General features: G+C 67.3%; 28 protein-coding genes (1 of these 28 cut by a window edge). 13 read left to right on the top strand and 15 right to left on the bottom strand.

Annotated elements, in window-relative coordinates:
- From rpsI to F1642_RS11540, 3 genes are all read right to left on the bottom strand, one after another.
- Nucleotides 1-245, bottom strand: partial view of a 30S ribosomal protein S9 gene (gene rpsI, locus F1642_RS11550; RefSeq protein ID WP_045982905.1) — the 5' portion only. Its footprint begins 247 nt before the window's first position; the window shows 245 of its 492 coding nt (coding positions 1-245); it begins with the start codon at nt 243-245; its stop codon lies off the left edge, out of view.
- Nucleotides 246-247: 2 nt separating this feature from the next.
- Nucleotides 248-712 (bottom strand): 50S ribosomal protein L13, encoded by a 465-nt coding sequence (rplM, locus tag F1642_RS11545; RefSeq protein ID WP_042248180.1) that lies wholly within the window; start codon nt 710-712, stop codon nt 248-250.
- Between the two features lie 133 nt (nt 713-845).
- On the bottom strand, nt 846-1286 hold the full coding sequence (locus tag F1642_RS11540) for a PaaI family thioesterase (protein WP_194886300.1): 441 nt from the start codon (nt 1284-1286) through the stop codon (nt 846-848).
- A gap of 56 nt (nt 1287-1342) precedes the next feature.
- On the opposite strand from F1642_RS11540, the gene F1642_RS11535 reads away from it, so the two are divergent.
- A complete protein-coding gene (locus tag F1642_RS11535) occupies nt 1343-2104 on the top strand; it encodes an enoyl-CoA hydratase (RefSeq protein ID WP_194886299.1) in 762 nt (253 codons plus the stop codon).
- Nucleotides 2105-2107: 3 nt separating this feature from the next.
- Here the strand turns inward: F1642_RS11535 and murD are convergent, their stop codons facing one another.
- From murD to F1642_RS11490, 9 genes are all read right to left on the bottom strand, one after another.
- Complete coding sequence (gene murD / locus F1642_RS11530) at nt 2108-3514, bottom strand: UDP-N-acetylmuramoyl-L-alanine--D-glutamate ligase (RefSeq protein ID WP_194886298.1); 1407 nt, start codon at nt 3512-3514, stop codon at nt 2108-2110.
- Between the two features lie 29 nt (nt 3515-3543).
- The gene (mraY, locus tag F1642_RS11525; RefSeq protein ID WP_046001410.1) at nt 3544-4626 is read right to left on the bottom strand and encodes a phospho-N-acetylmuramoyl-pentapeptide-transferase; all 1083 of its coding nucleotides are present in this window, start codon (nt 4624-4626) and stop codon (nt 3544-3546) included.
- 4 nt (nt 4627-4630) lie between these two features.
- The gene (gene murF / locus F1642_RS11520) at nt 4631-6001 is read right to left on the bottom strand and encodes a UDP-N-acetylmuramoyl-tripeptide--D-alanyl-D-alanine ligase (RefSeq protein ID WP_194886297.1); all 1371 of its coding nucleotides are present in this window, start codon (nt 5999-6001) and stop codon (nt 4631-4633) included.
- Nucleotides 5998-7497, bottom strand: a complete 1500-nt coding sequence (locus F1642_RS11515) for a UDP-N-acetylmuramoyl-L-alanyl-D-glutamate--2,6-diaminopimelate ligase (protein WP_194886296.1) — start codon at nt 7495-7497, stop codon at nt 5998-6000. Before F1642_RS11515 ends, murF begins: the two co-directional genes overlap by 4 nt.
- Entirely contained in the window at nt 7494-9323 is a 1830-nt protein-coding gene (locus F1642_RS11510) for a penicillin-binding protein 2 (RefSeq protein ID WP_045982887.1), read from the bottom strand. Before F1642_RS11510 ends, F1642_RS11515 begins: the two co-directional genes overlap by 4 nt.
- Nucleotides 9320-9679 (bottom strand): cell division protein FtsL, encoded by a 360-nt coding sequence (locus F1642_RS11505; RefSeq protein WP_045982886.1) that lies wholly within the window; start codon nt 9677-9679, stop codon nt 9320-9322. Before F1642_RS11505 ends, F1642_RS11510 begins: the two co-directional genes overlap by 4 nt.
- Complete coding sequence (rsmH, locus tag F1642_RS11500) at nt 9679-10641, bottom strand: 16S rRNA (cytosine(1402)-N(4))-methyltransferase RsmH (protein ID WP_194886295.1); 963 nt, start codon at nt 10639-10641, stop codon at nt 9679-9681. Before rsmH ends, F1642_RS11505 begins: the two co-directional genes overlap by 1 nt.
- Before the next feature lie 3 nt (nt 10642-10644).
- Nucleotides 10645-11157: a division/cell wall cluster transcriptional repressor MraZ gene (locus tag F1642_RS11495; RefSeq protein WP_045982884.1), complete on the bottom strand. Its 513-nt coding sequence runs from the start codon at nt 11155-11157 to the stop codon at nt 10645-10647.
- Between the two features lie 630 nt (nt 11158-11787).
- Nucleotides 11788-12879 (bottom strand): Mrp/NBP35 family ATP-binding protein, encoded by a 1092-nt coding sequence (locus F1642_RS11490; RefSeq protein WP_194886294.1) that lies wholly within the window; start codon nt 12877-12879, stop codon nt 11788-11790.
- Between the two features lie 206 nt (nt 12880-13085).
- On the opposite strand from F1642_RS11490, the gene F1642_RS15900 reads away from it, so the two are divergent.
- From F1642_RS15900 to F1642_RS11455, 7 genes are all read left to right on the top strand, one after another.
- Complete coding sequence (locus F1642_RS15900; RefSeq protein WP_255522403.1) at nt 13086-13445, top strand: DUF1127 domain-containing protein; 360 nt, start codon at nt 13086-13088, stop codon at nt 13443-13445.
- Between the two features lie 616 nt (nt 13446-14061).
- Nucleotides 14062-14277, top strand: a complete 216-nt coding sequence (locus tag F1642_RS11480) for a DUF2945 domain-containing protein (RefSeq protein ID WP_127899078.1) — start codon at nt 14062-14064, stop codon at nt 14275-14277.
- A gap of 39 nt (nt 14278-14316) precedes the next feature.
- Nucleotides 14317-15096: a 23S rRNA (adenine(2030)-N(6))-methyltransferase RlmJ gene (gene rlmJ / locus F1642_RS11475; RefSeq protein WP_148911387.1), complete on the top strand. Its 780-nt coding sequence runs from the start codon at nt 14317-14319 to the stop codon at nt 15094-15096.
- Between the two features lie 61 nt (nt 15097-15157).
- Nucleotides 15158-15451, top strand: a complete 294-nt coding sequence (locus tag F1642_RS11470; protein ID WP_045982879.1) for a septum formation initiator family protein — start codon at nt 15158-15160, stop codon at nt 15449-15451.
- An 84-nt stretch (nt 15452-15535) separates the two neighbouring features.
- Complete coding sequence (pdhA, locus tag F1642_RS11465) at nt 15536-16570, top strand: pyruvate dehydrogenase (acetyl-transferring) E1 component subunit alpha (protein WP_045982878.1); 1035 nt, start codon at nt 15536-15538, stop codon at nt 16568-16570.
- A 13-nt stretch (nt 16571-16583) separates the two neighbouring features.
- Nucleotides 16584-17963: a pyruvate dehydrogenase complex E1 component subunit beta gene (locus F1642_RS11460; RefSeq protein WP_046001404.1), complete on the top strand. Its 1380-nt coding sequence runs from the start codon at nt 16584-16586 to the stop codon at nt 17961-17963.
- Nucleotides 17964-17975: 12 nt separating this feature from the next.
- Entirely contained in the window at nt 17976-19310 is a 1335-nt protein-coding gene (locus tag F1642_RS11455; RefSeq protein ID WP_194886293.1) for a pyruvate dehydrogenase complex dihydrolipoamide acetyltransferase, read from the top strand.
- A gap of 53 nt (nt 19311-19363) precedes the next feature.
- On the opposite strand, the gene F1642_RS11450 is transcribed toward F1642_RS11455, so the two are convergent.
- The 3 genes from F1642_RS11450 to F1642_RS11440 all read right to left on the bottom strand — a co-directional run bounded on the left by F1642_RS11450 (nt 19364) and on the right by F1642_RS11440 (nt 22035).
- Nucleotides 19364-20134 (bottom strand): division plane positioning ATPase MipZ, encoded by a 771-nt coding sequence (locus tag F1642_RS11450; protein ID WP_194886292.1) that lies wholly within the window; start codon nt 20132-20134, stop codon nt 19364-19366.
- A gap of 73 nt (nt 20135-20207) precedes the next feature.
- On the bottom strand, nt 20208-21101 hold the full coding sequence (locus F1642_RS11445) for a DMT family transporter (protein ID WP_194886291.1): 894 nt from the start codon (nt 21099-21101) through the stop codon (nt 20208-20210).
- Nucleotides 21102-21189: 88 nt separating this feature from the next.
- A complete protein-coding gene (locus tag F1642_RS11440; protein WP_046001477.1) occupies nt 21190-22035 on the bottom strand; it encodes a LysR family transcriptional regulator in 846 nt (281 codons plus the stop codon).
- A 101-nt stretch (nt 22036-22136) separates the two neighbouring features.
- Between F1642_RS11440 and F1642_RS11435 the strand changes: the two genes are divergently transcribed.
- The 5 genes from F1642_RS11435 (at nt 22137) to F1642_RS11415 (ending at nt 25682) form a co-directional block, all read left to right on the top strand.
- A complete protein-coding gene (locus F1642_RS11435; RefSeq protein ID WP_194886290.1) occupies nt 22137-22724 on the top strand; it encodes an FMN-dependent NADH-azoreductase in 588 nt (195 codons plus the stop codon).
- Between the two features lie 73 nt (nt 22725-22797).
- Nucleotides 22798-23196: a TonB C-terminal domain-containing protein gene (locus F1642_RS11430; RefSeq protein ID WP_194886289.1), complete on the top strand. Its 399-nt coding sequence runs from the start codon at nt 22798-22800 to the stop codon at nt 23194-23196.
- A gap of 163 nt (nt 23197-23359) precedes the next feature.
- A complete protein-coding gene (gene ffh / locus F1642_RS11425) occupies nt 23360-24856 on the top strand; it encodes a signal recognition particle protein (protein WP_194886288.1) in 1497 nt (498 codons plus the stop codon).
- On the top strand, nt 24853-25389 hold the full coding sequence (locus F1642_RS11420) for a GNAT family N-acetyltransferase (protein ID WP_045982870.1): 537 nt from the start codon (nt 24853-24855) through the stop codon (nt 25387-25389). The genes ffh and F1642_RS11420 overlap by 4 nt, the downstream gene beginning before the upstream one ends.
- Nucleotides 25386-25682 carry a chorismate mutase gene (locus F1642_RS11415; protein ID WP_042249024.1) on the top strand — a complete coding sequence of 99 codons (297 nt, stop codon included), beginning with the start codon at nt 25386-25388 and terminating at the stop codon, nt 25680-25682. The genes F1642_RS11420 and F1642_RS11415 overlap by 4 nt, the downstream gene beginning before the upstream one ends.
- The last annotated feature ends 6 nt before the right edge of the window (nt 25683-25688 follow it).

Here is a 25688-nt window from a genome sequence, read left to right as displayed (position 1 = left end):
TTCAGGATCATCTGCAGAACGGGACGCGCGAAATACGCGTTGATCTCTTTGCCGTTCACCAGGACCTTGCCCGAGCCCGGCTTGACCCAGACGCGTGCAACGGCGTCCTTGCGCTTGCCGGTGGCATAGCTGCGGCCCTGGCTGTCGATCTGCGGCTCGCGGTTGATCGCGGCGTCGACGGCTGCGGCGGGGGTGCCCGACACGGCGGACTTCAGGTCGTCCAGAGTTTTGATGTCGTCGGCCATGATCATGCGCTCCGGGTGTTTTTCTTGTTCAGGACTTTGACATCCAGAACTTCGGGCTGCTGGGCCTCGTGCGGGTGTTCGGCGCTGGCATAGACGCGCAGGTTCGTCATCTGCTGCTTGCCCAGCTTGTTGCGGCTGATCATGCGCTCGACGGCCTTGACGACCACGCGCTCGGGGTGCGCGCTTTCCAGGATCTGGCGCGCGGTGCGGTGCTTGATGCCGCCCGGGTGGCCGGTGTGCCAGTAGTACTTCTTGTCTTCACGCTTGTTGCCGGTCATCTGCACCTTGTCGGCGTTGATGATGATGACATTGTCGCCCATGTCCATGTGCGGCGTGAAGGTGGGCTTGTGCTTGCCGCGCAGGCGGCTGGCGACGATCGTGGCGAGGCGGCCCAGAACGACGCCCTCGGCGTCGATCAGGATCCACTTCTTCTCGATCTCCGCCGGTTTCGCGGTATAGGTTTTCATCTGTCGTCCCTTCAGGGTCGTAATCGTAAGAGATGGCGGTATATCGAAGATTGCCCGCCATCCGTCAAGTGCAGCGAAGCCCGATTAAGGACGCCAAATCAATGCCTTGAAACTTAGGTATCTGAATACCCCATCACACGGCGCGGAAATCGCTGGATTTCGGCGGAATCGAATAGGTCATCGAACAGCGTGCGACCGGATCCGCCACCCCTTCGGAAAAGATCAGTGCCTCGGCCACCGCCAGCACGCGGCCCAGCTTCAGCACCCGGCATTCCGCCAGCAGATCGACCCCTGCCGCGGGCTTGCGCATGAAGTCGATCGACGCGTTCGTTGTGACGGCCAGCCCGACCGGGCCGATCCGCGCCAGGATCGCGCAATAGATCGCCAAGTCCGCCAGCGCGAACATCGACGGACCGCTGACCGTCCCCCCCGGCCGCAGATGATCGTCCCCCGTGATCAGGCGCGCGGTCAGCCCCGTCGCCGTCACCGCCTCCACCCGATAGCTGCTGGCCACCTGCGGAAAGTCCCGCGCCAGAAACGCGTTCAGCGCGTCCTTGTCCATCACGATCGTCATGCTTTCCCCCCGATGCGTCCCGGCCTAGGCTTTCGCCAAATTCGGGAGGATGCAAGATGGACGACCTGCTGACGCGACACGACCTTGGGCCCGTAACCCGACTGACGCTGTCGCGGCCCGCGACCTACAACGCCCTGTCGCTGGAGATGATCGAGGCGCTGATCGCGGCCCTTGCCCGGATCGACGACGAGACGCGGGTCGTGATCCTTGCGGCCGAGGGCAAGGCCTTCTGCGCCGGCCACGACCTGCGGCAGATGCAGGGGATGGCTCCGGACCAACTGGCGCATCTGTTCGACCGCTGCGCGCAACTGATGCAGATGATCCCTGCCCTGCCCCAGCCAGTCATCGCCCAGGTTCAGGGCGTTGCCACCGCGGCGGGTTGCCAGCTGGTTGCGTCCTGCGACATGGCGGTGGCGGCAGACGGGGCGCGCTTCGGGGTCAACGGGGTTTCGATCGGTCTGTTCTGCGCCACGCCGATGGTGGCCCTGACCCGCGCCATCCCGCCCAAGGCCGCGTTCGAGATGCTGACGACCGGCGACTTCATCACCGCCCCCCGCGCGGCGGAGCTGGGCCTGGTCAACCGCGTCGTCCCCGCCGCGGATCTGGAGGCAGAGACGATGCGGCTGGCCGACAGCATCGCGGCCAAGCCGCCCCAGGTGATCCGCATGGGCAAGCGTGCCTTCCACGACCAGCTGGGACAGGGAACCGCCGCCGCCTATGCGGCCACGGCGCAGGTCATGTGCACGAACATGGCCCTGCCCGAGACGGTCGAGGGGATCGGCGCCTTTCTGGAAAAGCGCCCGCCGAACTGGGCCTGACCTTCAGGCCCCTGCGGCCAGTGCCTGGACCAGGGCCACGAAATGCTCTCCGCGCTTTTCGAAGTTCGGATACTGGTCAAAGCTGGCGGCGGCGGGGGCAAGCAGGACGGTATCGCCCGGCTCGGCCTCGGCCGCGGCACGGGCGACGGCCTGCTCCATCGTGTCGGCGATCTCGTACGGGGTCTGGCCGATCTCCAGCGCAAAGTCGCGGGCGGAATGGCCGATCAGATAGGCCTTGGCGACCGCACCCAGATGCGGCTGCAGGGCCGCGATGCCGCCCTCCTTGCCCAGGCCCCCGGCGATCCAGCGGATTCGCGGAAAGGCCTGCAGCGCCTTGGCGGCGGCATCCACGTTGGTGGCCTTGCTGTCATTGACATACCGGACGCCGTCGATCTGGGCGACCGTCTGGCTGCGATGCGGCAGGCCCGCAAAGCTGTGGAACGCGGCCTCGATCTCGCGCGGGGCCAGGCCCACGGCGCGGCAGGCGGCATAGGCCGCGCAGGCGTTCTGGTGGTTGTGCGCACCGGGCAAACCCTGCATCGCGCGCAGGTCGATCGATGCCGCCTGCCGCCCCTTGCGGTATTCGGACAGGAAACCCTTGCGCGCAAAGACCGACCACGCCGCCCGGTCCAGCTTCTGCCCCGACGACACCCGGATCACCCTGTCGTCGGTGGGACCCATCGACAGCTGGTTGGCCAGATACGACCCCTCGGGGTCGTCGATGCCGATCACGGCCCGGTCCGGACCGCCCTCGGAGAACAGCCGCCGTTTTGCCGCGAAATAGCCGCCCAGGCCAGCATGGCGGTCCAGGTGGTCGGGCGACAGGTTGGTCATGACCGCCACGTCGGGCGTCAGCGCCCGCGCCAGTTCGGTCTGATAGCTGGACAGTTCCAGCACCACGACCTCTGCCTCGACCGCTGGCTCCAGCGACAGCACGCCCGTGCCGATATTGCCGCCCATCTGCGTGGGGCGGCCGCATTCCTCCAGCACGTGATGGATCAGCGCAGTGGTCGTCGACTTGCCGTTCGACCCGGTGACCGCGATCACCCGTGGCGCGCGATCGAACTGGTCCCAGTCGCGGGTCGCATAGCTGCGGAAGAACAGGCCGATGTCGTTATCGACCGGAATGCCAAGCTGCCATGCCATCGCGATGGCCGGGTGCGGACGGGGATACAGATGCGGGATGCCGGGGCTGACGATCAGCATCGCGATGCCCTGCCAGTTCGCCTCGCGCGTCAGGTCCAGGATGATCAGGCCATCGGCCTGGGCCGCGTCGCGCGTGTCGACGCCGTCATCCCAGGCCACGACACGCGCCCCGCCCGCGGCCAGAGCCGCGGCGGTCGCCTTGCCGGACCGGCCAAGCCCCAGCACAGCGACGGTCAGTTCTTCGACGCCCTGAACGGGTATCATGGGTGGCTCCTTGCGAAAACGGGACGGTATCAGCGCAGCTTCAGCGTCGCCAAGCCGATCAGCGCCAAAATCAGCGCGATGATCCAGAAGCGGATGACGATCTGCGCCTCTCCCCACCCCTTCTTCTCGAAATGGTGGTGGATGGGGGCCATCAGGAAGACCCGCTTGCCGGTCCGCTTGAAATACAGCACCTGGATGATGACCGACAGGGCCTCGACCACGAACAGGCCACCGACGATGGCCAGCACGATCTCATGCTTGGTGACGACGGCGATGGCGCCCAGCGCCCCGCCCAGGGCCAGCGATCCGGTATCGCCCATGAACACCGCAGCCGGCGGGGCGTTGTACCACAGAAAGCCCAGTCCCCCGCCGATCAGGGCGGCGACAAAGATCAGGATCTCTCCGCTGCCGGGAACGTGGTGGACGCCCAGATATTCGGTGAAGTCGACGCGACCCACCGTATAGGCGATGATGCCCAGGGTGCCCGCGGCGATCATCACGGGCATGATCGCCAGCCCGTCCAGACCGTCGGTCAGATTGACCGCATTGGCCGCGCCCACGATCACGATCATCGCGAACGGCACGAAGAACCAGCCCAGGTTGACCAGGACATCCTTGAAGATCGGCAATGCCAGCTGGTTGGTCAGCCCCGCGGGATGCAGCAGCGACGCCGCGATCCCGGCGCAGGCCGCGATGCCCAGACCCAGCAGCATCCGCATGCGCGAACTGACGCCCTTGGTGTTGTGCTTGGTCACCTTGGCATAGTCGTCGGCAAATCCGATCATCGCAAAGCCCGCGGTCACCAGCAGCACGATCCAGACATAGCCGTTGTCCAGCCTCGCCCACAGAAGGGTCGAGAACAGCAGCGCCGACAGGATCAGCAGCCCACCCATCGTCGGCGTGCCCGCCTTGGCCAGGTGGCTCTGCGGGCCGTCGTCGCGGATCGGCTGGCCCTTCTTCTGGACGCGGCGCAGATAGTTGATCAGCGGCCGTCCGAAGATGAAGCCGAAGAACAGCGCGGTGAAGAACGCGGCCCCCGCCCGGAAGGTGATGTATCGGAACAGGTTGAAGAAATCCCCGCCCTCGGACAGGTTGCTGAGCCAGTAGAGCATGGCATTATCCTTTGTCTTGGGCGGCACCGGCGCGCAGCGCCTGGACCACCATCGAGATCCGCGAGGATTTCGAGCCTTTCACCAGCACGATGTCGCCGGCGGAAATCAGTTTGTCGGGGTGGGCGGCCAGTTCGGCCGCCGTTTGCGTCCACAGCCCGCGCTTGTCCGCAGGCAGGGCCTCGTGAAGGTCCCGCATCAGGGGGCCGGCACAATGGACCAGGTCGATCGCGGCCATGGAGGGATCGTCGGCCACGGCGCGATGCATCGCGACCTCCTCCGTGCCCAGCTCCAGCATGTCGCCCAGAATCGCCACCCGGCGGCCGCCCTGCAGGCCCGCCAGCGTGGCAAGCCCCGCGGACAGCGATGCCGGATTGGCGTTGAAGGCGTCGTCGATCAGGCGGATGCCGCCCAGCGTCTCGACCGCGCCGCGTCCTTGCGGGGGGTGCCAGTCCGACAGATGTGCCGCCGCCTGTGCCAGGTCGGCCCCAGCCGCGCCCAGCGCGGCCAGCACGCCGACGGCGTTCATCGCGAAATGCCGTCCCGTGGTGGGCAGGGTGAAGGCCAGCGTGTCGCCCATGATGCGGGCATGGCAGGACAGCGCCCCGTCCTGCGGCACGATGCGCAGCGGACGCGCCACGCCATGTTCGCCAAAACCCACGACCACCGCGCCGGCCCGGTCCGCGCAATCGCGCAGGATCTGGGTCACGGGCAGATCCTCGGGCAGGATCGCGTGACCTACGGGCTGCAGCCCCTCGAAGATCGCACCCTTTTCGCGGGCGATGCCTTCGATCGCGCCGAAGGCCTCCAGATGGGCGGCGGCCACCGTGGTGATCAGCGCCACATGCGGCCGCGCCATGCGCGACAGGGGCGCGATCTCTCCGGGATGGTTCATGCCGATCTCGATGATCGCGAAATCGGTCGCGGCTGGCATGCGCGCCAGCGTCAGCGGCACGCCCCAATGGTTGTTGTAGCTGGCCTCGGCCGCGTGGATCACGCCCTGCCCCGCCAGCGCGGTACGCGCCATCTCCTTGGTCGAGGTCTTGCCGACCGACCCGGTGATGGCGATGACCCGGCCCGTCATGCGGGCGCGGCCCGCCCGGCCCAGATCCTCCAAGCCGCGCAGCACGTCGGGCACCACCAGCAGTGGCGCGTCAGACGCCACGCCGTCGGGGATGCGGCTGACCAGCGCGGCGGCCGCCCCCCTGGCCAGGGCCTGCGCCACGAAATCATGCCCGTCGCGGTCGGCCTGCAGCGCGACGAACAGATCGCCGGGGGCGATGGTGCGCGTGTCGATGGACACGCCCGAAGCGGTCCATGCGGCCGTCACCCGCCCACCGGTGGCGGCGGCAGCGTCATCGGATGTCCAGAGTGTCATATCCGTCCGTCCAGTGCCGCGACCGCGACCGAGGCCTGTTCGGCATCGTCGAAGGGATAGACGTCCTGCCCCACGATCTGGCCCGTCTCATGGCCCTTGCCGCAGATCAGCAGCGCGTCGCCCGGCTGCAGCGCATCGACGCCGCGCAGGATCGCCTCGGCCCGGTCGGCGATCTCGGTCGCGTCGGGGCCCGCGCTGGCCATGACGGCGGCACGGATCAGGGCCGGGTCCTCGGTCCGGGGGTTGTCGTCGGTGACGATCACCACATCGGCATGATCGCGCGCGGCCTCGCCCATCAGCGGGCGCTTGCCCCGGTCGCGGTCGCCGCCCGCACCGATGATGCAGACGATGCGCCCCATCACATGCGGACGCAGCGATTGCAGCGCCGCGACCACCGCGCCAGGCTTGTGGGCGTAATCGACAAAGACCGCCGCACCGTTCTCGCGCTGCGCGACCAGCTGCATCCGGCCCCGCACGGTGGTCAGCTGCGGCAGCACGCGCAGGATGTCGTCGGCGCTGTCGCCCGAGGCCAGGCACAGGCCCATCGCCGCCAGCACGTTTTCCGCCTGGAACCCGCCGATCAGCGGCAGCCGCACCAGATGCGCCCGCCCCATCACCGAAAACCGCAGATCCTGCCCCGTCGCGTCATAGCGCTGGCCCAGGATGCGCAGCATTGCGGCCTCTCCGGTGCCGACGGTGGTCAGGGCCAGGCCACGATCGGTCGCGATGTCGGCCATCTGGCGGCCGCGCTGGCTGTCGATGTTGATGACGGCAGCGGCGCCGTCCTCCAGCACGCGGTTGAACAAAAGGGCCTTGGCCGCGAAATATTCGTCAAAGCCCGCGTGGTAATCCAGGTGATCCTGGCTGAAATTGGTGAAGGCCCCGGCCTCGACCCGCACCCCGTCCAGGCGGCGCTGATCCAGTCCGTGGCTGGAGGCCTCCATCGCGGCATGAGTGACGCCCGCGGCGACTGCCTCGGCCAGGACCCGGTGCAGGGTCAGCGGATCGGGGGTGGTATGGACAAGCTTCGCCTGGTGATCGCCCTCGACCCCCATCGTGCCCAGGCTGATCGCCTTGTGGCCCAGCGCCTGCCAGATCTGGCGGGTGAAGCTGGCCACGCTGGTCTTGCCGCTGGTGCCGGTGACGGCCACGACATGGGCGGGCTGATCGGCAAACCACAGCGACGCCGCGCCGGCCAGGGCCGCGCGCGGATCCTCGGCCACGATCAACGCCCCGTCCCAGCCCGACAGGACGTCGGCGGCGATCTCGGCGCCCTGGCGGTCGGTCAGGACGGCGGCGGCCTGCATGCGCAGCGCGTACTGGATGAATTCGCCGCCATGGACGGCCGATCCCGGCAGGGCCGCGAACAGGTGCCCGGGCTTGACCGTGCGGCTGTCGATGGACAGCCCCGTGATCCGCGGGTCACGCCCACCGGGGGCGCGCAGCCCCAGCTGCGACAGCGTCACGTCGTCCTTGTCCACAGTCCCACCCGTCATTGATTTGCGACGAGCCTTACCGCAGCCTCCTCGTCGGGTTCAACACGCGGTTCGAAGCGCGCGGTGATCGTCGGCAGGATTTCGTCAGTGATCGGCTCCAGCCCCAGCAGCGGGCCGATGCGGCGGACCATTTCCGCGGCGACGGGCGCGACGGTATGACCTGCGGTACGCACCGCAGTCCCGTTGATGGTGGTTGACGGCTCGTCCAGCATGGTGATCAGAACGTATTTCGGATCGCTGGCCGGAAAGACCGACGCAAAGGTCGCGATGATCTTGTTCTCGTAGTACCCGCCTGCGGCTCTGGGCTTGTCCGCCGAACCGGTCTTGCCCGCGACCTCGTATCCCGGCACCTCGGCCTGGCGGGCGGTGCCGCGGGTGACGACCTGGCGCAACATGTCGACAGCCATCGCGGCGGCGCGGGGCGACAGCACCTGTTCACCCTCGGGGCGTTGTCGTCCATGCACCAGCGTGGGCGTCACGCGCTTGCCGCCATTCGCGATCGTCGCATAGGCGGCCGCCAAGTGCAGCGGGCTGGCCGCCAGCCCGTGGCCGAAACTGACCGTCGCCGCAGTGACGGCGGGCCAGCGCGTGGGCACCAGCGGCTGTCCGGTGGGGGCCTCGACCATCTCGATGGAGGTCGGCACGAACAGGCCAAGCTTCTCCAGGAAATCCTTCTGCCGCTCGGGCCCGATCAGCTGCGCGATGCGCACCGTTCCCACGTTCGAGGACTTCACGATGACGTCCGTCACGCTCAGTTCCTTGCCGTAATTGTGGAAATCGTTGATCAGGAACCGGCCGATCCGCATGGGTGCTGCAGCATTGATGCCCGACGCGGGGTTGACCAGCCCCAGGTCCAGCGCCTGCGCGACCGGGAATATCTTGAAGGTCGAACCCAGCTCGTACTGGCCCTGGACGGCGCGGTTGAACAGCGGGCTGTCCGACGGCTCTCCGGTCAGCAGCGGGCGGGGACGGTCATTGGGGTCGAAATCGGGCAGGCTGGCCATGGCCAGGATCTCTCCGGTCTCGACCTCCATCAGGATGCCGGTCGCGCCCTTGGCGTTCATGACGTTCATGCCCGAGGCCAGCACGTCCTCCATCGCCTGCTGCAGCGTCAGGTCGATGGACAGGGCCAGCGGCGCCCCCTCGTTGCCGGGATCGCGCAGCCAGGCGTCGAACGCCTTCTCGACGCCTGCGACGCCGATGACCTCGGCGCTGTTCACGCCTTCGCTGCCGAAGCCGGACCCGCCCAGGATGTGGCTGGCCAGGTCGGCATTGGGATAGATGCGCATCTCTCGCGGGCCGAACAGCAGGCCGGGCTCGCCCAGATCGTGGACGGCCTGCATCTGCTCGGGGCTGATCTTGCGCTTGATCCACATGAACTTGCGGTTGCCGGTGAAGTCGCGGGTCAGGCGCTGTACGTCCAGGTCGGGAAAGATCTCGGCCAGGCCCTGCGCGGTGCCGATGGGATCGACCATCTGGTGGGGATGGGCATAGACCGAATGGGTCAGCAGGTTCGTGGCCAGCACCCTGCCCCGCCGGTCGGTGATGTCCGCCCGTTGAGAGATGATCTGCGACGACAGCACCTGCGCGCGCGGTTCTGCCGCCGCGCTGGAGGCGAGCGTCCCCATGCGCACCGCAACCGTGCCGAAGGCCAGCATGAAACAGCCCGCCATGACGATCAGCCGACCTTCGGCGCGCCTGCGGGCGCGGTCCTGAATCTGCTCGTGGCGGCGGCGGCGGTTCTCGGCCTCGATGTCGTCGGGGTTCTCGCCGCGCTCGCGCGCTCTCAGGATGCGGGCCAGGGGGCGCAGGGGGGTGCGGATCATGGCTGAGGCTCCTCGGCAGGATCGGTTTCGGGCAGAAGGTCGGTGACCATGTCGGCCGACGGCGGGGGCGGCTTGGGATAGTCGATGTGGTCCAGGTCCAGGAACTGCCCCGATTCGACCGGACCCAGTTCCAGCCGGTCGAAGTTCAGGTCGACCAGCTGGCGCAGGCGGTCGGGGCGGTTCAGGAAGGCCCATTCGGCCCGCAGCACGCCCAGCTCCTCGCGCAGGCCCGCGATCTGGCGCTGGACCTGGGACATCTCTCCGATGGCGGCCTGGGTGGCGTAGTTCTCGCGATAGGCCCAGAAGGCCAGTCCCATCAGCATCAGCACGCAGGCCAGACAGGTCAACGACCGCATCACGCAGCTCCCGGAAGATGCGGCATGGCCAGCGACCGGGCATCGACCTCGCCCGCCGCGGCGTCGGTCCGCACGGCCACGCGCAGCAAGGCTGAACGCGCGCGCGGGTTCACGTCCAGCTCCTCGGGGTCGGGACCGATCGCACGGCGGAAGGGCAGGCGGAAGGCCGGCTCCACGACCTGCGTGACCGGCGCATAGCGGTTGCCGCCGCCGCCCGCATCGGACCGTGCCTGCATGAAGCGCTTGACGATCCGGTCCTCCAGCGAATGAAAGCTGACGACGGCCAGCTGGCCGCCCGGCTTCAACGCGCGCTCGGCGGCCGACAGGCCCGCGACCAGCTGACCGAACTCGTCGTTCACCCAGATGCGGATCGCCTGAAAGCTGCGCGTCGCGGGATGACTCTGCCCCGGCTTGGCGCGCGGCAGGCAGCCGGTGACCACCTGGGTCAGCTGCGTGGTCCGGGTCAGCGGGCGCGCGGCCACGATGGCACGCGCGATGCGGCGCGCGGCGCGCTCCTCTCCGTAATGATACAGCACGTCCGCGATGTCCGATTCCTCGGCGCTGTTCAGAAGGTCCGCGGCGGACGGCACGTCGCCGCCCATCCGCATGTCCAGCGGCCCGTCCCGCATGAACGAGAACCCGCGATCCGCCTGGTCCAGCTGCATCGAGCTGACGCCGAGGTCCAGCACCACCCCGTCCAGCGCCTGACCGGCCAGGGCGTCCATGTCGGAAAACGTACCCTCGACCAGGCGCAGGCGGTCGCCGTACTGGCCGCGCCATGCCTCGGCCATGCGAAACACCGACGGATCGCGGTCGACGCCGATGACCAGGTCGGCCCCCGCATCCAGCAGGCCTCGGGCATAGCCGCCCGCGCCGAACGTGCCGTCCAGCCAGACGCCCCCGATGGGTGCGGTCGCGCGCAGCAGCGGCGCCAGCAGGACCGGAATATGCGGATCCGCCATGCCCTAGCCCTCGGAGGATTGCTGCAGGAAGGCGCGGGGGTCGAATTCGGGGCCCTTGCTGGCCGCGAAATCCTCCAGCGCCTGCACGTCCTTGGGACGCGATTCGGGGTGATAGACCTGGATGTAGTCGCCACGCGATTCAAAGATCGTCTCGGTCCCGTCGGCAAAGCCCAACCTGTCGCGCAGCTTTGCGGGCAGGACCAGACGGCCCTCGCGGTCGATCTCAAGGTCGGTGGACTGTCCGTTCATCAGCAGCTCCAGCCAGCGGCGCTCCTGGCTGCCGCGGGTCAGGCGGTCGATCTGCTCGTCGATCTGCTCGATGGCCTCGATGGTGTACAGCTCCAGCCAGTTCCACCAGTCGGGGCCATAGACCGCCACCAGCTGCGTGCGCCCGGTGTTCGTCCCCGAGAATGACGGGTCGCCGGCATCGAACACGCGGCGCAGCCGGGCCGGGATCGACATCCGACCCTTGCCATCGACCTTGACGGTTTCGGTGCCTCTGAACTTCCGCGCCACCTGGGCCCGCCCTCACTGTCCTGCTCTTTCGGGACGTCCGAAAGAGAAAGGGCGGATCGGGCCGCTGCCACTGCCCGATCCGCCGCCCTCGTTCCCGATTTACCCGGGCCCCTTTGCGGGGTTGGTTGCCGACCCGTCGCACGCCACCTGGGGGAGGTGCTGCTCGCGGACGCGGGCCGGCTATGTTGGAAAACGGTTGCCTGTATGAAGTCTGCTTCGCCTGTCCGGGGTCTTGGCGCCCCTTGAACTGCCCGTTTTCGTGATCCGGTTGTGACATGGGATTTCATGGGAAGCAACGGTATTCTTGGGCCACCAGCCGCATTCCGCCGCAGCATTTGCCTGAGCCCGAATCAAGAAATGCCGCAGAGACGGCAGTGATGCGGCAAAGTTTGGTGGCGTGACGCGAAAGCCACACTACATCTAGAAGGCGAGTAACAAACGCATTTTGCCGGTCACTGGGTCCATTTCACCACAGTTCAAAGCCCTGCAAGTCAAAAATCCAGGCAGCTCTGCAAAACTTTTGGAACAGATCACGGACGATCACGAAATCGAGAGGCCATTTAAGCCTCACTTCCCGCAATTTCCCGACCGTCCCGTGCATTCCCAAAGCGAGCCCGGATTTCGCGCCGATCAGGCGATGCCGCCCTGCACCAGACGGTCGGCCAGGCGGGCATAGGCCTCGGACACGGCACCATCGCCCAAGGCCACTGGTCGTCCCGAATCGCCGGCCAGCCGGACCTCCAGCTCCAGCGGCAGGGCGCCCAGGAACGGCAGGTTCAGCGCCTCGGCCTCGGCCGCGACGCCGCCATGGCCGAACAGATGCGCCTCGTGCCCGCATTTGGGGCAGATATAGGTCGACATGTTCTCGACCAGGCCCAGGACGGGGGTCTTCAGCTTGCCGAACATGTCGATGGCCCGGCGCGCATCCAGCAGCGCCACGTCCTGCGGGGTCGAGACGATGATCGCCCCGGTGACCGGCGCCTTCTGGCACAGGCTCAGCTGCACGTCGCCGGTGCCGGGCGGCAGGTCGATCAGCAGCACGTCCAGCTCGCCCCAGTTCACCTGCTGCAGCAGCTGCTGCAGCGCGCCCATCAGCATCGGGCCGCGCCAGACCAGCGCCTCGCCCTCCTTCAGCATCAAGCCGATCGACATGACGGTGACGCCATGCGCATGCATCGGATCGATCCGCTGTCCATCCGGGCTGGCAGGCCGGCCCGAGACGCCCATCATCCGCGGCTGCGACGGGCCATAGATGTCGGCATCCAGCAGGCCGACCTTGCGCCCCGCGCGCGCCAGGGCGACGGCAAGGTTCGAGGTGACGGTGGATTTCCCGACACCGCCCTTGCCGGATCCGACGGCGATGATGTGGCGCACGCCGGGAATCGCCTGCGGACCGGCCTGGGGCGTGGGATGCCCGCCGATCTTCAGGGACGGGGCGGCGCCCTGCCCGGATACGGCCTTGGGCGGCGCAGGCTTGGCGGGGGCGGTCATGACGATCTGGACCTTGGCCACACCGGGCATACGTTCCAGCCGGGCACGGGCCTCGGCCTCGACCGGGGCCATGGCCTGCGCGGTGGCCGCATTCTCCACCTCCAGCACGAATCGCACCGTCTCCTGGTCGATGGTCAGCGCGCGGATCAGGTCAGCCTGACCCAGCGTCCCTCCCTGCGGAAGGGCAATATCCGAGATTGCCGTAAGGATCGTTTCGCGTGTGACGGGCATGTGAGGGACCTGTGTCTTTGTTCGCCCGGCAGCATGAAGCATAGAGACGGGACCCTCAACACCCCCTGCGACAATCCGTACCGCACGGCGCTAACCGCTTTCAAACAGGTGATTTTTGCGTCCGCGGCGTGATCGCTAACAGATGTATCGTGTCAATTTTATGTTGTTAATTCATCGTTAAAGAAGGCAATAGGTCAGCCTTGGCTATGCAATTGCTGCATGGCAGCATTACGAAACCATCCGTTGTGAAACGCCGCCGATGGGGCCATCTTCAACTCAACGAAACGCCGGGCCAATCCGGGAACGGCGCAGACGAGATGAACCGAAAGGATACGACCATGGCTGTTATCGCCCAAGCACACAACGCCACCGCCGACGCCGGCCTGCGTGGCCGCCTGCTGAGCGCGATCCAGCGGATGCAGGAAAACCGCGCCCGCCGCGCCGTTTACCGCCAGACCGTGCGCGAACTGAATGCCCTGACCACCCGCGATCTGGACGATCTGGGCATCAGCCGCTCGATGATCACCCGCCTGGCGCACGAAGCGGCATGGGGTTCGGCCCAGTAATCCTGGGACACCAAGAATTCGCATTCCCGGCCCTCTCCTCCTCCCTGGGTCCGGGACCGGCGGCATCCTCCTCTCCTCCTCCCTGGAGGGTGCCGCCCAAAAGACGCACTGGAACCCGATCCTCCTCCCCGGGTTCACGTGCCAGGCGGCGGCCCCACTCCTCCCTCCCAGGGGTCGCCGCAAAAAGTTTCATAGCCGCCCCATTCGCGGCACGCTGATACGCCCGGTCCTCTCCTCCTCCCTCCCGGACCCGGCGTTCGCGGTACGGCCTCTCCTCCTCCCTGGCCCTACCGCACCCCATACGCGGCCCCTCCTCCTCCCTGGGCCAGCGTTCAGCGGCGACCTCCCTCCTCCTCCCTGGAGGTCGCCGCGCCTTCATAGCCGCCCCGATCGCGGCACACGGATACGACGGGCTCTCCTCCTCCCTGCCCTGTCGTAAGCGGTGATGGCCTCTCCTCCTCCCTGGCCGGAACCGCGACCCATACGCGGCCCCTCCTCCTCCCTGGGCCAGCGTTCAGCGGCGACCTCCCTCCTCCTCCCTGGAGGTCGCCGCGCCCTTCCTCCGGAACCCATCGCCCCCATGACGCATTGCCCCCGACACGCAGTCGGAGGCCGCATGATTCTGCGCAAGGGCACCAAGGTGGAATGGGACTGGTCGGGCCACAAGGCGACCGGAAAGATCACCGACATCTTCACCGATGACGTCGAACGGACGATCAAGGGCAGCAAGATCAGCCGAAAGGCATCCAAGGACGATCCCGCCTACCTGATCGAACAGGAAGACGGTGACCAGGTGCTGAAGGGCCGGTCAGAACTGCGCCGCGCCGATTGACGTCTTTTCCCCGCCGTGCGCCCACGCTAAGGCTGGCGGATGCTCAGCTATCAACATGCCTATCATGCCGGGAACCTGGCCGACCTGCACAAGCACGCGTTGCTGGCCGTCGCGCTGGACTACCTGACCCGCAAGGACAAGCCTCTTTCCTATCTGGAAACCCATGCGGGTCGTGGCCTTTATGACCTGACCGGCGCCGAGGCGCAGAAGACGCAGGAGGCCGCGCAGGGCATCGCCCGCGCCACGGTCGAACACTGGCTGCCGCAGGATCACCCGCTGATGCAGGCGCTGCGGGCCGTGCGCGACCTGCGGGGCGCGCAGGCCTATCCCGGTTCACCGCTGATCGCGGGGCATTTCCTGCGCCACGAGGACAAGGCCCATCTGGCCGAACTGCACCCCGCGGAATTTCAGGCCCTGCGCCGCGTGGCGGGCTTTGCCACCCTGCACCAACAGGACGGGTTCGCGATGGCACAGGCGGTCTGTCCGCCCGATCCGCGCCGCGGCCTGCTGCTGATCGACCCCAGCTATGAGGTCAAGGCAGATTATGCCGCGATCCCGCGCCAGATCGGCCTGATCGCGCGCAAGTGGAACGTAGGCGTCATCGCGCTGTGGTATCCGATCCTGACCGATCACCGCCACATGGGCATGACCGCGCAGCTGGTCAGCGATTTCCCTGATGCCCTGCTGTCCGAGGTGTCGTTTCCCCCTGCCCGTCCCGGTCATTCGATGATCGGATCGGGCATGTTCGTGCTCAACGCCCCCTGGGGTCTGGCCGAGCACGCCCGCCAGATCGAGGCGATGTTCCGCGAGCGCGCCTGACGGGGATTCCCCCGCCGATTGCGCTGTGCCATGATCGGCCCGGCCACAAGGATTCCCTGCCATGCCTCAACGTCTGTCCATCGGCGCCACCGTGTTCCTGGTTCTGACCGTCCTGGTCGGTCTGTATTTCGCCTATGCCGCGGTGCAGGGCCCGTCGGGCATCCTGCGCCGGATCCAGATCCAGGCCGAGACCGAGGATCTGCGCGAGGCCCGCGACCTGCTGCAGGCCGACGTGACTCGCATGCAGAACCTGACCCGTCGCCTGTCGGACGATTATCTGGACCTGGACCTCTTGGACGAACGCGCCCGCGAGGTGCTGGGCCTGCTGCGCGCGGACGAGATCCTGCTGCGCTAGGGCCGGGATTGCACGGCTGTCGGTGATGCGCTACGGATAGTTTAACGCTGAACTATCCGCCACGCTTCCAGGAGGACACGCCGCATGGCCAGAAAACCAAGCCCCCAGCAGGAGGCTCCTTCGAACACGTCGAAGGAAGAGTTGCTGAAATACTATCGCGACATGCTGCTGATCCGCCGATTCGAGGAGAAGGCCGGCCAGCTGTACGGCATGGGCCTGATCGGCGGGTTCTGCCACTTGTATATCGGCCAGGAGGCCGTCGTGGTGGGTCTGGAGGCCTGCGCCAAGGACGGCGACAAGCGCATCACCAGCTATCGTGACCACGGTCACATGCTGGCCTGCGGGATGGAGGCGCGCGGCGTCATGGCCGAGCTGACCGGGCGTCAGGACGGCTATTCCAAGGGCAAGGGCGGCAGCATGCACATGTTCAGCCGCGAAAAGCATTTCTATGGCGGCCACGGCATCGTCGCGGCGCAGGTGCCGCTTGGCGCGGGTCTGGCCTTCGCGGACAAATATCTGGGCAACGACAACGTCACCTTCACCTATTTCGGCGATGGTGCGGCGAACCAGGGCCAGGTCTACGAGACCTACAACATGGCCGAGCTGTGGGACCTGCCGGTCGTCTTCGTGATCGAGAACAACCAGTATGCCATGGGCATGTCGGTCAAGCGGTCGACGAAATCGACGACCTTCTTCGGCCGCGGAGAGGCCTTCGGCATCCCCGGCGAACAGGTCGACGGCATGGACGTGCTGGCGGTCAAGGCAGCGGGCGAAAAGGCCGTGGCGCATTGCCGCGCCGGCAAGGGCCCATACATCTTGGAGGTCATGACCTACCGCTATCGCGGGCACTCGATGTCGGACCCGGCCAAGTACCGGACCCGCGAGGAGGTCCAGAAGATGCGCGACGAGCGTGACCCAATCGAGAACATCCGTGAGATGCTGCTGACCGGCAAGCATGCCACCGAGGAGGACCTCAAGGCGCTGGACAAGGAAATCAAGGACATCGTCAACGATTCCGCGGAATTCGCCAAGGACAGCCCCGAGCCCGACCTGGCCGAGCTGTGGACCGACATCTATGCCGACGAACTGCCCCAGGGCAGCGCCGAAGAGAACGCCTGAGGGGGACCGTCACATGGCAATTGAAATCCTGATGCCCGCCCTGTCCCCCACGATGGAGGAAGGCACGCTGGCGAAATGGCTGAAGAAAGAGGGCGACGCGGTGAAATCCGGCGACGTCATCGCCGAGATCGAGACCGACAAGGCCACGATGGAGTTCGAGGCCGTCGACGAGGGGATCATGGGCAAGCTGCTGGTGGCCGAGGGCACCCAGGGCGTCGCCGTGAACACCCCCATCGCGGTGCTGGTCGAGGAGGGAGAGGACGCCGACGCGGCCCCTGCCCCCAAGGCCGAGGCCAAGCCGGCCGAAGCCCCCAAGAAGGATGACGGCGCCCAGCCCGGCGAATCCGCCATCGAGGAGGTCGTGACCCCGCAGCCCAAGCCGCGCAGCCCCGACTGGCCCGAGGGCACCAAGATGAAGACCATGACCGTGCGGGAAGCCCTGCGCGAGGCCATGGCCGAAGAGATGGACCGCGACGAGACCGTCTTCCTGATGGGCGAGGAAGTGGGCGAATACCAGGGCGCCTACAAGATCAGCCAAGGCCTGCTGGAGCGGTTCGGCCCCCGCCGCGTCGTGGACACGCCCATCTCCGAGATCGGCTTTGCCGGCATCGGCACGGGGGCGGCCCTGGCCGGCCTGCGCCCGATCGTCGAGTTCATGACCTTCAACTTCGCCATGCAGGCGATCGACCACATCATCAACTCGGCCGCAAAGACGCTGTACATGTCGGGCGGCCAGATGGGCTGCCCGATCGTGTTCCGCGGCCCGAACGGCGCCGCCGCCCGCGTGGGCGCGCAGCACAGCCAGGACTATGCCGCATGGTACGCGGCCATTCCGGGCCTCAAGGTCGTGATGCCCTATTCGGCCGCCGACGCGAAGGGCCTGATGAAGCAGGCGATCCGCGACAACAACCCGGTCATCTTCTTGGAGAACGAGATCCTGTATGGCCGCAGCTTCGAGGTGCCGGACCTTGAGGACTTCACCATTCCCTTCGGCAAGGCCAACACGGTCCGGTCGGGCGACGACGTGACGCTGGTCAGCTTCGGCATCGGTGTGGCGCATGCGCTGGAGGCCGCGGCCAAGCTGGCCGAGGAGGGCATCGAGGCCGACGTGATCGACCTGCGCACCCTGCGGCCGCTGGACTATGACGCGATCCTGGAATCGGTCAAGCGGACCAACCGTTGCGTGACCGTCGAGGAGGGCTTCCCCGTGGGCGCCATCGGCAACCACATCTCGGCCTATCTGATGGAGAACGCGTTCGACTATCTGGACGCGCCCGTCATCAACTGCACCGGCAAGGACGTGCCGATGCCCTATGCCGCCAACCTGGAAAAGCACGCGCTGATCACGCCCGCCGAGATCGTCGAAGCCGTGAAAAAAGTCACCTACAAGTAAGGGAGCTGCGCGATGCCCACGGAAATCCTGATGCCCGCCCTCTCCCCGACGATGGAGGAGGGCACGCTGGCCAAGTGGCTGGTCAAGGAAGGCGACGAGGTCAAGTCCGGCGACGTCATCGCCGAGATCGAGACCGACAAGGCCACGATGGAGTTCGAGGCCGTCGACGAAGGTCGCATCGGCAAGATTCTGATCGCCGAGGGCACCTCGGCGGTCAAGGTCAACACCGCCATCGCGGTCCTGCTGGAGGACGGCGAGGAGGCGGGCGACATCAGCGCGCCCAAGGCCAAGGAAGAGCCCAAGCCCAAGGCGGATGCCGAGCCCGAACCGGCCGAAAAGGGCTATGGCGGCCCGATCGGCGCGCCGGTCGCCGGCGATGCCAAGGCCGACGCACCCAAGGGCGACCGGGTCTTCGCCTCGCCCTTGGCGCGGCGCATCGCCAAGGACAAGGGTCTGGACCTGTCGCAGATCCAAGGCAGCGGCCCCCGTGGCCGCATCGTCAAGGCCGATGTCGAGAACGCCAAGGCAGGTGACGCCAAGCCCTCCGCGTCGGCTGCGGCCCAGCCCGAGGCGAAGGCGGCCCCCGCGGCAGCCGCAGCCCCGGCCCAGGCCCCCAAGGGCCTGTCGACCGACGCTGTGCTGAAGATGTATGCCGACCGCGAGACCGAGGAGGTCGCGCTGGACGGCATGCGCCGCACCATCGCCGCCCGCCTGTCCGAAGCCAAGCAGACCATCCCGCATTTCTACCTGCGCCGCTCGGCCAAGCTGGATGCGCTGATGGAGTTCCGGGCCACGCTGAACAAGCAGCTGGAGGGCCGTGGCGTCAAGCTGTCGGTCAACGACTTCATCATCAAGGCCAGCGCCCTTGCGCTGCAGCAGGTGCCGGATGCGAACGCGGTCTGGGCGGGGGATCGCATCCTCAAGCTGAAACCGTCGGACGTCGCCGTGGCCGTGGCCATCGAGGGCGGGCTGTTCACACCCGTGCTGAAGGACGCGCATCAGAAGACCCTGTCGGCGCTGTCGGCGCAGATGAAGGATCTGGCCGCGCGCGCCAAGTCCAAGAAGCTGGCCCCCCATGAATACCAGGGCGGCAGCTTCGCGATCAGCAACCTGGGCATGTTCGGCATCGAGAACTTCGACGCGGTCATCAACCCGCCGCATGGCGCGATCCTGGCCGTGGGTGCGGGCATCCCGACCCCGGTCGTCGAAAAGGGCGAGGTCGTGGTGCGCAACGTCATGTCGATGACGCTGTCGGTGGACCACCGGGTGATCGACGGCGCCATGGGCGCGCAGCTGCTGGAGGCGATCGTCGCCCATCTGGAAAACCCGATGGGCATGCTGGCCTGATCCAGCCACCGGACGAAACGAACGGCGGGCCATCGGCCCGCCGTCTTTCGTTGTCAGAACGTGACGGTGACGCCCGGCAGGCGCAATTCGTTGATCAGGTCGCGCAACTCCTGCCGCGCGGCGATCTGGGACATGCTCATGGCCTCGGTGCCGACATCCTTCAGATCCAGCAGGGTCAGCCCGTTCGGAAACAGCTCGCGAAAGATCACGCGTTCGGAAAATCCAGGCGCCACCCGAAACCCGATCCGCTTGGACAGGTCGGCCAGCGCGCCGCCGACCTTGCGCTTGTTGTGCATCTGCTGGCTGCCCAGGCGGTTTCTCAGCACGAGCCAGTCGATGGGCACTGCCCCGGCCTGCGCGCGCAGCTGGCGTGCGCCCCATACCATCTCGGCATAGATCGAGGGACCAAGCACGTCACCGTCGGGCGACAGGCGCGCCAGCAGGTCGAAATCGACGAAACTGTCGTTCAGGGGCGTGATCAGCGTATCGGCGACCGTATGCGCCATCTGGCTCAGCTTGGTGTGCGAGCCGGGGCAATCCAGCAGGATGAAGTCGCACGTCTCCTCCAGCTGCCGCAGGGCGGGCGTCAGGGGATCGGCGCCCTCGCCCAGCGGCGCCAGCACGGGCATGGGCAGGTCCAGCCCCTTGCGCACCAGGAAGGCGGCGCGATTCTCCAGATAGCGGCCAAAGCTGCGCTGGCGGACGTCCAGGTCCAGCCCGCCGACACGGTGCCCCATCCGCGCCAGCGCGGTCGCCACATGCATCGAGGTGGTCGACTTGCCCGAGCCGCCCTTTTCGTTTCCGACCACGATGATATGCGCCACAAGCAGCCTCTTGTCCTGTCCCGACGGGAAACCTAGCGACCGCGCCGCCGGATGGAAAGCCGCCCCGGCAGCCCTAGCGCCGCAGCAGCCGCCCGTCGATCATCGCCAGCCCAAGCCCGATGACCGCCATGCCCAGCAGTTGCGGCAGGCCCAGAATCTCGTCCAGGAACAGCCAGCCAAGCAGAATTGCCGACACCGGCACCAGGAACGTCACCAGAGAGATGTTCGTGGCCCCCGCCCGGCCCAGGATGCGAAAGAACAGCACATAGGCCAGCCCCGTGCAGACCAGCCCCAGCAGGCTGATCGCCAGCCAGACCTGGGCAGGTGCCGCCGGCGGCAGCCCGTCATGCGCCAATGCCAGCGGCAGCAGCACGACGCTGGTGCCCGTCACCATGCCCGCCGCCGTGACCAGCGGGTCGACGCCCTGCGCACGGAACCGCCGTCCAAAGGCCGCGGCCCAGGCATAGCTGATCGCGGCGCCCAACATCGCCAGTTGCGGCAGCACGCCATGGCCGTGACCGGCCAGTTCGTCCACGCCGATCATCACTGCGACACCGCCCAGGCCCAGGGCGACCCCGGCCAGGCGCATCAGTCCCGCGCGCTCATCCGCCAGCACCAGGGTCGAGACCAGCACCGTGAACAGCGGCGTCGTCGCGTTCAGGATGGATGCCAGCCCGGCCGGGATGAACCCCTGCGCCCAGACGATCAGCCCAAAGGGGATGGCGTTGTTCAGGACGCCCATCACCAGGAACGCGCCCCACAGCCCCGCCCCGCGCGGCAGTGCCCGCCCGGTCGCCAGCACGATGACCCACAGGACCGCGGCGGCGATCATCACGCGCAATGCCACCACCCACAGGACCGGCATGTGCCCCACGATCAACGCGATCAGGAAGAACGACCCGCCCCAGATCAGTGACAGCAGTAGCAGAAGGCCCCAGTCGGATGCGCTCATCCGCGCGGTGATCATCGGACGGTCCGGTCAGGCAATGGGCGGGAATGGGTCATGGGTCCTCCTGCGGCGCACGCTGCCCCAAGCCGGGGCCGAGGGAAAGGGCTCAGCCGTCGCGCAGCGCCGCCAGCGCGGCCTGGACCTTCGGGGTGCGATGCAGGTCGACATGGGTGACCAGCCACAGGTTGGAGTCCCATTCCGGCAGGCTCAGCGCCGGCAGAAGGCCATGCGCCAGGCTGTCGGGCAAGGCACCGACCGCCAGCCCGGCGCGGATCACCGCTTCGCGCGCGGTGGCCTCGTTGGCGGTGACCAGGATGTTCTCGGGGCCGATGCGGTCCTGCAGCCAGCGCATGTAGGGGGCGCCGCGCGCCTCCGGTCCCGGCAGGGCAAAGCGGTGGTCGCGCGGATCGTCGACCGGCCCGTGCCGGTCCAGGTACGAGGCCGCGGCATACATCACATGCCCCATCCGCCCCATCGCACGCACGACATAGTCGGGCTCGGTCGGTTCGGCCCCGCCGCGGATGGCCACATGCGCCTCTCCGGCGCCCAGCCTGAACAGGCGCGCGTCCGTGGCATAGGTCAGGCGCAGGTCGGGATGGCGCGCCATCAGCGCGATCAGTCGCGGCATGACCAGATCCACCAGTTCCGGCAGCGAGGTCACGACCAGCTCTCCCTCGATCCGCTCTCCGGCGCCGGCGATCTGCGCAGCCATCTGGGCAAAGCGTTCATCCGCGGCCCCAGCCGCATCCAGCAGGGTGCGCCCCGCCTCGGTCAGGGCATAGCCGCGGGTGTGGCGTTGGAACAACCGGGCGCGCAGGGCCGATTCCAGCGCGTCGATGCGGCGGATCACCGTGGCGTGGTGCACGCCAAGATCGGCGGCCGCCCCACTGACCGTTCCGGTGCGCGCGACGGCCAGTGCCACGCGAATATCGTCCCACGATTCGATCTGCATGTGCATCCCCGCACAGTGAATGCGCAGTTATCCCCCTTACGTTCGCAGGTGCATAGACCTAAATCTGCTGCAACGCAGAAACAACTCTTTGGGAGCTTGCCATGAACATCCTGCATCTCGACAGCGCCATCACCGCCGACGCCTCGGTCTCGCGCCAGCTGACCGCCGACATCCTGGCCCGCCTGACTGCTGGCAATCCCGACGCGACGGTGACCTATCGCGATCTCAGCACGGGCGTCCCTGCCATCGACACCGCATGGTTCAAGGCCGTGCGCGTGGGCACCGACGATCCGACCCCGCAGCAGCAGGCGCAGATCGACACCTCGAACGCGCTGCTGGCCGAGGTTCAGGCCGCCGACACGCTGGTGATCGGGCTGCCGGTCTACAACTTCTTCCTGCCGTCGCAGCTGAAGACCTGGCTGGACCAGATCGCCCGCGCCGGTGTCAGCTTCCGCTATACCGCCGAGGGCCCCGAGGGCCTGCTGACGGGCAAGCGCGCCTTCGTGGCCTATACCGCCGCCGGCACGCCGATGGGTTCGGACCTGGACCACGCGTCGGGCTATCTGCGCCACATGCTGGGCTTCCTGGGCATCACCGACGTGACCTTCGTGGCCGCCGACGGCCTTGCCATTGACCGCGAGGCCGGCATGGCACGCGCACAACAGGCGCTGGAGCAGATCGCGGCCTGACCGGTCTGCGTTGTTGCGCAGCTTCACCCCATCCTCATATGGCGGCATTGCATCCTTCGGGGACATTGCCGCCATGCGTTTCACGATTGCGACCGCCGCCCTGCTGACAGGGCTGGCGGTTTTTTACACCCCGGCCGTGGCGCAGACCGCGGTCAACGAAATCGCCACGCACCGCCCCCGTGACATGATCGAATGGACCAAGCTGCTTCGCGACAACGCCGCCCGCCAAAGCCATGTGGCCCTTCTGCAGGCGGCGACCGTCAGCGCGACCAACGCCGCCCAATTCGTCATCGTCGTAGCCCAGGACGGCATGATCATCGATGTGCGGACCATGCAGTCCTCGGGCAACCCGCTGATGGATCATGCCCTGCGCAACAGCATCATGGACATGCCCCGGATGCCGCCCTTCACGGACGACATGCCGCGGGGCAGCGCCAGCTTCGTTCTGCCGGTCAACGTCGCGACCCCGTGATCCGACCGGGCCTGCGTTGACAGGCCCCCCCCTGCCCTGTACAAGACCCCGGATTCCCGGAAGCACAGCCTTCCGGTCCCTGCGCCAGATGCGGGGATCGCCCCCCGTCAGCGCGTTGCGCCCACGGGGGCTAAACCGATTTGGAGCCATAGGAGGCCCGGCCATGTTCGAGAACCTTTCCGATCGCCTGGGCGGCGTCTTCGACCGGCTGACCAAGCAGGGCGCCCTGTCCGAGGAGGACGTCACCGCCGCCATGCGCGAGGTGCGCGTGGCCCTGCTGGAGGCGGACGTCTCGCTGCCGGTGGCGCGCAACTTCGTCAAGGCCGTCACGGCCAAGGCCACCGGCGCCGCGGTCACGAAATCGGTCAGCCCCGGCCAGCAGGTCGTCAAGATCGTCCATGACGAGCTGATCCGCGTCCTGCAGGGCGACGACGCCCCCGAGGCACTGCGCATCGACAACCCGCCCGCCGCCATCCTGATGGTCGGCCTGCAGGGTTCGGGCAAGACCACCACGACCGCGAAACTGGCCCTGCGCCTGAAGGACCGCGAGAAGAAGCGCGTGCTGATGGCGTCCCTGGACACCAACCGCCCCGCCGCGATGGAGCAGCTGGCCATCCTGGGCCAGCAGATCGGCGTCGACACGCTGCCCATCATGATGGGCCAGACCGCCGTGCAGATCGCGCAGCGCGCCAAGACGCAGGCCTCGCTTGGCGGCTATGACGTGGTGATGCTGGACACCGCCGGCCGCCTGCATATCGACGAGGCGCTGATGACCCAGGTCCAGCAGGTCCGCGACATCGCGAACCCGCGAGAGACGCTGCTGGTCGTCGACGGCCTGACCGGCCAGGACGCCGTGAACGTCGCGACCGAATTCGACGCCAAGGTCGGCGTCACCGGCGTGGTGCTGACCCGGATGGATGGCGACGGACGCGGGGGTGCGGCCCTGTCGATGCGCGCCGTGACCGGCAAGCCGATCCGCTTCGTGGGTCTGGGCGAAAAGATGGACGCGCTGGAGACCTTTGACGCCAGCCGCGTCGCGGGGCGCATCCTGGGCATGGGCGACATCGTGGCCCTGGTCGAGAAGGCCCAGCAGGTGCTGGAGGTCGAGCAGGCCGAACGCATGATGAAGCGGTTCCAGAAGGGCCTCTTCAACATGAACGACCTGCGCGGCCAGCTGGAGCAGATGCAGAAGATGGGCGGCATGTCCTCGGTCATGGGGATGATGCCCGGCATGGCCAAGATGGCCAAGCAGGCCGAGGCCGCGGGCTATGACGACAAGGTCGTCCGCCACCAGATCGCCCTGATCAATTCGATGACCAAGAAGGAACGGGCCAATCCCGACCTGCTGCAGGCCAGCCGGAAAAAGCGCATTGCTGCGGGCGCAGGTCTGGACGTGTCGGACCTGAACAAGCTGCTGAAGATGCAGAAGCAGATGGCCGACACGATGAAGAAGCTGGGCAAGATGGGCAAGGGCGGGCTGATGAAGCAGGCCATGCGCGCCATGACCGGCAAGGGCGGCGGCCTGCCCGACATGGAGAACCTGGACCCCGCCAAGATGGCCGAGGCCCAGAAGATGCTGGCCGATCCCAAGGGCCTGGGCGGCCAGTTGGGCCGCGCGGGCCTGCCTGCCGGCTTGGGCGGATTGTTCGGCAAGAAATGATCACGCTGTCCCCCACCCCGGTTCTGGAGACGGAACGGCTGACCCTGCGCGCGCCCCTGGGCAGCGACTGGCCGCATTGGCGCAGCTTCTATCAGTCGGATCGCGCCCAGTTCGTGGGCGGCGGTTCGCCCGAACCCAAGCCAGGCGCCTATTGGCGGGCCTTCGGCCACCTGACCGGCCATTGGGTGATGCGCGGTTTCGGGATGTTCGTGTTCTGCCTCAAGGGCGATGATACGCCCCTTGGCATGACCGGCCCGTGGTACCCCGACGGCTGGCCCGAGCATGAACTGGGCTGGACCGTCTGGTCGCAGGCCGCCGAAGGCCGCGGCTATGTTGCCGAGGCCGCCCGTGCGGTGCGCGCGCATGCGTTCCGCGACCTGGGCTGGACCACGGCCGTCAGCTATATCGACCCGGACAATGCCCGGTCGATCGCGCTGGCCGAACGGCTTGGCGCGGTGCGCGACCGCGGCGCGCGGCAGCCGGTCTTCGACAAGCCCTGCCTCGTCTATCGTCACAGCCCGGAGGCCGCATGACCGACGCAACCACCCGCGCGGCCGACCTGCTGCGCGACCACCGTGCCAGCATCGACCGGCTTGACGCCATCCTGGTCTATACGCTGGCCGAACGCTTCAAGCACACCCAGTCCGTCGGCCGCCTGAAGGCCCGGCACGACCTTCCGCCGTCCGATCCCTCGCGCGAGGCAAGCCAGATCGAACGCCTGGAACGCCTCGCGCGCGAGGCCGATCTCGACCCGGAATTCGCGCGCAAATTCCTGACCTTCGTGATCGCCGAAGTCATTCGGCACCACGAACATTATCAGTCCTGACCGGAC

It is taken from the genome of Paracoccus sp. NBH48, assembly GCF_015390265.1.
Taxonomy (GTDB): domain Bacteria; phylum Pseudomonadota; class Alphaproteobacteria; order Rhodobacterales; family Rhodobacteraceae; genus Paracoccus; species Paracoccus marcusii.
This window is presented reverse-complemented; position numbering and strand designations above follow the sequence as displayed.

Bases quoted from the DNA above. Each gene is read 5' to 3' on its own strand.
- F1642_RS11515 (WP_194886296.1), bottom strand. From the start codon at position 7,497: ATGACGGGTGGGACTGTGGACAAGGACGACGTGACGCTGTCGCAGCTG.
- F1642_RS11455 (WP_194886293.1), top strand. From the start codon at position 17,976: ATGCCCACGGAAATCCTGATGCCCGCCCTCTCCCCGACGATGGAGGAG.
- F1642_RS11460 (WP_046001404.1), top strand. From the start codon at position 16,584: ATGGCAATTGAAATCCTGATGCCCGCCCTGTCCCCCACGATGGAGGAA.
- pdhA (WP_045982878.1), top strand. From the start codon at position 15,536: ATGGCCAGAAAACCAAGCCCCCAGCAGGAGGCTCCTTCGAACACGTCG.
- rlmJ (WP_148911387.1), top strand. From the start codon at position 14,317: ATGCTCAGCTATCAACATGCCTATCATGCCGGGAACCTGGCCGACCTG.
- F1642_RS11440 (WP_046001477.1), bottom strand. From the start codon at position 22,035: ATGCAGATCGAATCGTGGGACGATATTCGCGTGGCACTGGCCGTCGCG.
- F1642_RS11505 (WP_045982886.1), bottom strand. From the start codon at position 9,679: ATGCGGTCGTTGACCTGTCTGGCCTGCGTGCTGATGCTGATGGGACTG.
- F1642_RS11420 (WP_045982870.1), top strand. From the start codon at position 24,853: ATGATCACGCTGTCCCCCACCCCGGTTCTGGAGACGGAACGGCTGACC.
- murF (WP_194886297.1), bottom strand. From the start codon at position 6,001: ATGACACTCTGGACATCCGATGACGCTGCCGCCGCCACCGGTGGGCGG.
- ffh (WP_194886288.1), top strand. From the start codon at position 23,360: ATGTTCGAGAACCTTTCCGATCGCCTGGGCGGCGTCTTCGACCGGCTG.
- F1642_RS11415 (WP_042249024.1), top strand. From the start codon at position 25,386: ATGACCGACGCAACCACCCGCGCGGCCGACCTGCTGCGCGACCACCGT.
- F1642_RS11480 (WP_127899078.1), top strand. From the start codon at position 14,062: ATGATTCTGCGCAAGGGCACCAAGGTGGAATGGGACTGGTCGGGCCAC.
- F1642_RS11535 (WP_194886299.1), top strand. From the start codon at position 1,343: ATGGACGACCTGCTGACGCGACACGACCTTGGGCCCGTAACCCGACTG.
- murD (WP_194886298.1), bottom strand. From the start codon at position 3,514: ATGATACCCGTTCAGGGCGTCGAAGAACTGACCGTCGCTGTGCTGGGG.
- F1642_RS11430 (WP_194886289.1), top strand. From the start codon at position 22,798: ATGCGTTTCACGATTGCGACCGCCGCCCTGCTGACAGGGCTGGCGGTT.
- F1642_RS11445 (WP_194886291.1), bottom strand. From the start codon at position 21,101: ATGATCACCGCGCGGATGAGCGCATCCGACTGGGGCCTTCTGCTACTG.
- F1642_RS11540 (WP_194886300.1), bottom strand. From the start codon at position 1,286: ATGACGATCGTGATGGACAAGGACGCGCTGAACGCGTTTCTGGCGCGG.
- F1642_RS11510 (WP_045982887.1), bottom strand. From the start codon at position 9,323: ATGATCCGCACCCCCCTGCGCCCCCTGGCCCGCATCCTGAGAGCGCGC.
- F1642_RS11435 (WP_194886290.1), top strand. From the start codon at position 22,137: ATGAACATCCTGCATCTCGACAGCGCCATCACCGCCGACGCCTCGGTC.
- mraY (WP_046001410.1), bottom strand. From the start codon at position 4,626: ATGCTCTACTGGCTCAGCAACCTGTCCGAGGGCGGGGATTTCTTCAAC.
- rplM (WP_042248180.1), bottom strand. From the start codon at position 712: ATGAAAACCTATACCGCGAAACCGGCGGAGATCGAGAAGAAGTGGATC.
- F1642_RS15900 (WP_255522403.1), top strand. From the start codon at position 13,086: ATGCAATTGCTGCATGGCAGCATTACGAAACCATCCGTTGTGAAACGC.
- F1642_RS11470 (WP_045982879.1), top strand. From the start codon at position 15,158: ATGCCTCAACGTCTGTCCATCGGCGCCACCGTGTTCCTGGTTCTGACC.
- rsmH (WP_194886295.1), bottom strand. From the start codon at position 10,641: ATGGCGGATCCGCATATTCCGGTCCTGCTGGCGCCGCTGCTGCGCGCG.
- F1642_RS11490 (WP_194886294.1), bottom strand. From the start codon at position 12,879: ATGCCCGTCACACGCGAAACGATCCTTACGGCAATCTCGGATATTGCC.